Genomic DNA, 5,388 nt, shown 5'->3' with positions numbered 1-5,388 from the left:
ACGCCGGGGGGCTGTTTCTTCCTCTGCACCAGCCATCAGGTAATGCGCCAGGTGGCCGAGGTGCTGCGCCGGGAGATTGGCCGCACTGTGCTGCTACAGGGTGAGGACAACAAGCAGCGGCTACTCAAGGAGTTTGTCGAGAATGGCCGTGCCGTCTTGGTTGCCACCAGCAGCTTCTGGGAGGGGATAGACGTGCGGGGTGCTGCGTTGTCGTGTGTTATTATCGACAAGCTGCCGTTTGCCAGCCCCGACGATCCGCAGCTCAAGGCGCGGGTGGATGATTGCAAGCTCAAGGGGGGGGATCCCTTCGCCGAGCTGCAGTTGCCCAAGGCGGTGATTGCCCTCAAACAGGGGGTGGGACGGCTTATTCGTGATCGCAGTGATCACGGTGTGCTGGTTATATGTGATCCCCGAATGGTCAACAAACCTTACGGCGCTACCTTTATCAAGAGTCTGCCCGCCATCCCTCGCACCCGGGAGTTGGGAACGCTGGGGAGCTTTTTCGAGCGCACTGAACGCGGTGAACAAGTGTGCTGCCAGCTAACAGATTTGAACAACGGGTAAGCATATGTCGCTTGCCGGTTATGTAATTGACTGATTTTATAGAGATTGGAAAGCATGAACGAGTTGAAGATCCTGGCTGTTGATACCGCCACCGAAGCCTGCTCCGCCGCCCTGCTGGTGGGTGACAAGCTGTTCTCCCGCTGGGAGGAGGCGCCACGGGATCACACCCGAAAAATCCTGCCCATGGTTCAGGCTGTGTTAGAGGATGCCGGGATAAGTTTGAGTGACCTTGATGCCATCGCGTTTGGTCGCGGCCCGGGCTCCTTTACCGGCGTGCGGATCGGCATCAGTGTGGCGCAAGGTCTGGCGTTTGGTGCGGGTGTGCCGCTGATTGGCATCTCGACCCTGGCCGCCATGGCGCAAGGCGCCTATCGACTGGATGGCGCCGAGCAGGTGCTGACCGCCATTGATGCGCGGATGAACGAGGTCTATTTCGGCCGCTATGAGCTCATTGATGGCCGCATGCAACTGGTGGGGGACGAGGTGGTGAGCGAGCCCGCGGCACTGGTTGACGTCCGTGGCAAGCTGGCGAGCCCTGTGACCTGCGTCGGCACCGGTTTTGAAACCTATGGCGAGACCCTGAGTGGTCTGGCCGATGAGCTGGCGGTGAGCCAGGTGCGTTTCCCGGCAGCAGAAGACATGCTGCCGCTGGCCCGCGCCGCCTGGCTGGCGGGGGAGGCGGTACCGGTTGAACAAGCAACGCCGGTCTATTTGCGTGACAAGGTGACCTGGAAAAAACTGCCGGGTCGCGAATAAGGGCAGGAGCAGTGACGTCATGTCGCTCTTGCCGCTCATCAGCTGCAATATAAGCGGGTGGCCCGACGGGCCACGCCGGCAACAGGAGAGTGACATGATGCGTAATAGCAGAAGCGACATGATGAAACGCACTATGGTGGTCGGGGCGCTGGCTCTACTGCTCGGGGCCTGCAGCTCGGTCCCCAAAGAGCTGGCCTATGAGCCAGAAAACCAGCTGGTGGCCTATCAGCCCGCCCTTGGCGGAATGGAGGGCAAACCGGCCCGCTGGAGCGGCGTTATCACGGCGGTACACAACAAGGCGGATCAGAGCGTTATTGAAGTGGTCTATCTGCCGCTCAAGTCCAACGGTGTGCCGGAGCAGACCGAACAGAGCCCGGGCCGTTTTCTGGCCATTATGAAGGGTTTTGTCGATCCGACCCTCTACGCCAAGGGGCGCAGCCTGACGGTGCTTGGCACCATAGGCAAACCGGTTGATAGCCAGATTGGCGAGCACAAGTACCGCTTCTCGGTGCTCAATGTGACGGGCAGCAAGCTGTGGCCGCCAGTTAAGGAGGTGGAGGTGCGCTATATGGACCCCTACTTCTATGACCCCTTCTATGATCCCTTCTGGCCGAGACGGCCGCTGCGTCGTTAAGGCTTGCCATGATCAACCCCATGATGAGTACTCTGTACGAACGTCTGCTGACCCTGGCAGATGGGCGGCGGGTAGCCCTGCTGGAGAACCACTCCGCTGAGTATGATCAGCAGGGCAAACCCCTGCTGATCGCCCTGCATGGCTGGCTCGACAACAGTGCCAGCTTCTTGCCGCTGGCGCCGCATTTGGGGGATTTTCACCTCATCTGTGTCGATCTGCCGGGGCACGGTCACTCCGATCACAAAGCCACCCCCTATGTCTTTGTCGACTGGCTGGACGATCTCTACCAGATCGTGCAGGCGGCGGGCTGGTCGCGTTTCACTCTGCTCGGTCACTCCCTCGGGGCGCTGATCGCCTCCGCCTATGCCGGGGTGTTCCCCGAACAGGTGGAGCGGTTGATCATGCTGGAGGGGCTGGGGCCGCTGAGCCAGCCCGATGAGGAGGTACCTGCCCAGCTGCGACGTGCGATTTTAAACCGTAGTCGCACCCGGGAGCGCAGTGCCAACGGCTTTGCCTCCATCGATGAGGCTGTCGCCGCCCGTTGCAAAGTGGCGGATATCACGCTGCAGGCGGCGCGTCTTATCTGTGAGCGGCAGCTTGAAGAGCGGGCAGGGCGCTGGTACTGGCGCAGCGACCCCCGTTTGCGGGATCTTTCACCCCTGAGAATGAGCGAAGGGCAGGCTCGGGCGCTGATGGCGGCTATCCGTTGTCCTGTGCTGTTGATTCAGGGGGAGCAGGGCTTTGCTGCGCTGGAAGCCCAATGGCAGGCCCGTCAGAATGCCTTCCAGCAGATCGAGCGGGTCATATTGGGTGGAAACCACCATTTTCATATGGAAAATTCGGTTGATACGGTCGTTTGTATCGTAAAGTTTTGTCAAGTTCGGTAGAATCGCCAGCTTTCAATAATTCCAGGTTTGTTTTCTCCCTCACATTTTTCTGTTGTTAATTTGCTGTTAATTGATGTTGCGCTGTGTAAATATGAGCGGCATTAGAGCATCAGCTTAAAACAACCGATTAAAATGGATGTGAACCGGGACGGAGGCAACACAGTGAGCGCACAGGTGCTAGTTATGCAGGAGAAGTTTGTGGAAAAAGTCTGGCTGAAACGTTATCCGGAAGGGGTCCCCGCCGAGATCAATCCAGACCAATACAGCTCCCTGGTCGAGATGTTCGAATCCTCGGTGACCCAGTTTGCCGATCAGCCCGCCTTCGTCAACATGGGCCAAACCATCACCTACCGCCGGCTGGAAGAGCAGTCCCGCGCCTTTGCTGCCTACCTGCAAAACGAGCTGAAGCTGGAGAAAGGGGATCGGGTTGCGGTGATGATGCCTAACCTGCTGCAATACCCCATCGCCGTGTTCGGCATCCTGCGCGCCGGCATGATCGTGGTCAACGTCAACCCGCTCTATACCCCGCGCGAGCTGGAGCATCAGCTCAAGGACTCCGGTGCCAAAGCCATCGTCATCGTCTCCAACTTCGCCCATACCCTGGAAAAAGTGGTCTATGACACCCCGATCAAGCACGTTATCCTGACCCGGATGGGGGATAACCTGGGGCTGGCCAAGGGCACCCTGGTCAACTTCGTGGTCAAGTACGTCAAGAAGCTTGTGCCGAAATACAATCTGCCCCACGCCACCACCATGCGTCAGGCCCTCTCCAAGGGGCGTTTCCTGCAGTACATCAAGCCGGAGATCACCAACGACGATCTCGCCTTCCTGCAGTACACCGGTGGCACCACCGGCCTCTCCAAAGGGGCCATGCTGACTCATCGCAACATGATTGCCAACGTCGAGCAATGCCTCGGCGTCTATGGCCCCATGCTGGAGCGTGGCAAGGAGTTCGTGGTCACCGCGCTGCCGCTCTACCACGTCTTTGCCCTGACCGTGAACTGCCTGCTCTTTATGCGTATCGGCGGTTACAACCTGCTGATCAGCAACCCGCGCGACATCCCGGGTTTTGTCAAAGAGATCAAGAAGTATCCATTCACCTGCATTACCGGGGTCAACACCCTGTTCAATGCGCTGGTCAACAACGAAGAGTTTCAGGGGATCGCCTTTGACAAGCTCAAGCTCACCATCGGCGGCGGCATGGCAGTGCAGCGCGCGGTTGCGGAGAAGTGGAAGACACTGACCGACACCCCGCTGCTGGAAGGCTATGGCCTGACCGAGTGTTCGCCACTGGTGAGCGTCTGCCCCTACGATCTGACTGATTACAACGGTTCCATCGGTCTGCCGGTCTGCTCTACCGAGATCCGTCTGGTGGATGACAACGGTCAGGTGATCCACGCCCTCGGCACCCCGGGCGAAATGCAGGTGCGCGGCCCGCAGGTGATGGTGGGCTACTGGCAGCGTCCCGAGGCGACCGCCGAAGTGATGCAGGATGGCTGGCTCTGTACCGGTGATATCGCCGTCTGCGACGAGCAGGGCTTCTTCAAGATCGTTGACCGCAAGAAGGACATGATCCTGGTCTCCGGTTTCAACGTCTATCCGAACGAGATCGAAGATGTCGTTGCCCTGCACCCGAAAGTGCTGGAAGTGGCTGCCGTCGGCGTGCCGCACAAGGTCTCCGGCGAGCTGGTGAAGATCTTTGTGGTCAAGAAAGATGCAAAATTGCAGGAGGACGAGATTATTGCCCACTGCCGCAAACATCTGACTGCCTATAAGGTGCCGAAACTGGTAGAATTTCGTGACGAACTTCCCAAGACCAATGTGGGCAAGATCCTGCGCCGCGTACTGCGCGACGAGGAGATTGCCAAGCAATAACCGGACTGCAACTGCAGAATTTTCTGCAAACCAGCACCGTCGTTATGCAAAACCGTGGGTCATCCCACGGTTTTTTCTTTTTGGCCCTGATCAACCGCGCAGGCACAGATGCACTATCAACTTATCACTCAGCAAGACGAACTTGAGCAGTATCTCGCTTCTCTGGCCGACGTTCCCCTGGCTATCGATACTGAATTCGTTCGCACCCGTACCTACTATCCCCAGCTTGGCCTGTTCCAGATCTATGACGGCGAGCATCTGGCGCTGCTGGATCCGCTGACGCTGGATCTCTCCGCCCTCTGGCAGCGACTGGGCCGGGAAGGGCAGATCGCCATCCTGCACGCCTCTGGCGAAGATCTGGAGCTTATCCAGCATCAGGCGGGCCACCTGCCCAACCAGATGCACGACACCCAGCTGGCTACCGCCTTTCTCGGTTACGGCGTCTCGGTCGGTTTTGGTGCGCTGGTGAATGAATTCCTCGGGGTCGAGCTGGAAAAAGATCAGGCGCGCACCGACTGGCTGGCCCGCCCGCTTACACCGCGTCAGCTCGAATACGCGGCGGCGGATGTCTTCTACCTGATGCCGCTCTACGAGAAGGTGATGGCCAAACTGCGGGAAAGCGGCAAGTTTGCCTGGTTCGAGCAGGAGTGCCAGAACCACTCCGCCCGCAAG

At 58.8% G+C, this 5,388-nt stretch carries 6 protein-coding genes; all 6 read left to right on the top strand.

Annotation, left to right across the window (positions count from 1 at the left end; all coding sequences use genetic code 11):
* On the top strand, positions 1-564 hold a 564-nt coding region (locus tag AB5Y92_RS01305; protein WP_368225239.1), incomplete at its 5' end, for an ATP-dependent DNA helicase.
* A 54-nt stretch (positions 565-618) separates the two neighbouring features.
* Positions 619-1,320, top strand: a complete 702-nt coding sequence (tsaB, locus tag AB5Y92_RS01300) for a tRNA (adenosine(37)-N6)-threonylcarbamoyltransferase complex dimerization subunit type 1 TsaB (protein WP_368225237.1) — start codon at positions 619-621, stop codon at positions 1,318-1,320.
* A gap of 118 nt (positions 1,321-1,438) precedes the next feature.
* Positions 1,439-1,954, top strand: coding sequence for a Slp family lipoprotein (locus tag AB5Y92_RS01295; RefSeq protein ID WP_368225241.1), 516 nt, complete (start codon positions 1,439-1,441; stop codon positions 1,952-1,954).
* A 20-nt stretch (positions 1,955-1,974) separates the two neighbouring features.
* Entirely contained in the window at positions 1,975-2,841 is an 867-nt protein-coding gene (locus AB5Y92_RS01290; protein ID WP_368225236.1) for an alpha/beta fold hydrolase, read from the top strand.
* Between the two features lie 198 nt (positions 2,842-3,039).
* Positions 3,040-4,716, top strand: a complete 1,677-nt coding sequence (fadD, locus tag AB5Y92_RS01285; protein WP_085942148.1) for a long-chain-fatty-acid--CoA ligase FadD — start codon at positions 3,040-3,042, stop codon at positions 4,714-4,716.
* 108 nt (positions 4,717-4,824) lie between these two features.
* Positions 4,825-5,388: ribonuclease D (locus tag AB5Y92_RS01280; protein WP_368225235.1), on the top strand; the 564-nt coding region annotated here is incomplete at its 3' end.

Source organism: Aeromonas sp. R1-1 (assembly GCF_040908495.1).
In the GTDB taxonomy this organism is placed as follows: domain Bacteria; phylum Pseudomonadota; class Gammaproteobacteria; order Enterobacterales; family Aeromonadaceae; genus Aeromonas; species Aeromonas veronii.
The sequence above is the reverse complement of the archived record's forward strand: the minus strand, read 5'-3'. Positions and strand labels throughout refer to the sequence as shown.

Bases quoted from the DNA above. Each gene is read 5' to 3' on its own strand.
- tsaB (WP_368225237.1), top strand. From the start codon at position 619: ATGAACGAGTTGAAGATCCTGGCTGTTGATACCGCCACCGAAGCCTGC.
- AB5Y92_RS01295 (WP_368225241.1), top strand. From the start codon at position 1,439: ATGATGAAACGCACTATGGTGGTCGGGGCGCTGGCTCTACTGCTCGGG.
- AB5Y92_RS01290 (WP_368225236.1), top strand. From the start codon at position 1,975: ATGATGAGTACTCTGTACGAACGTCTGCTGACCCTGGCAGATGGGCGG.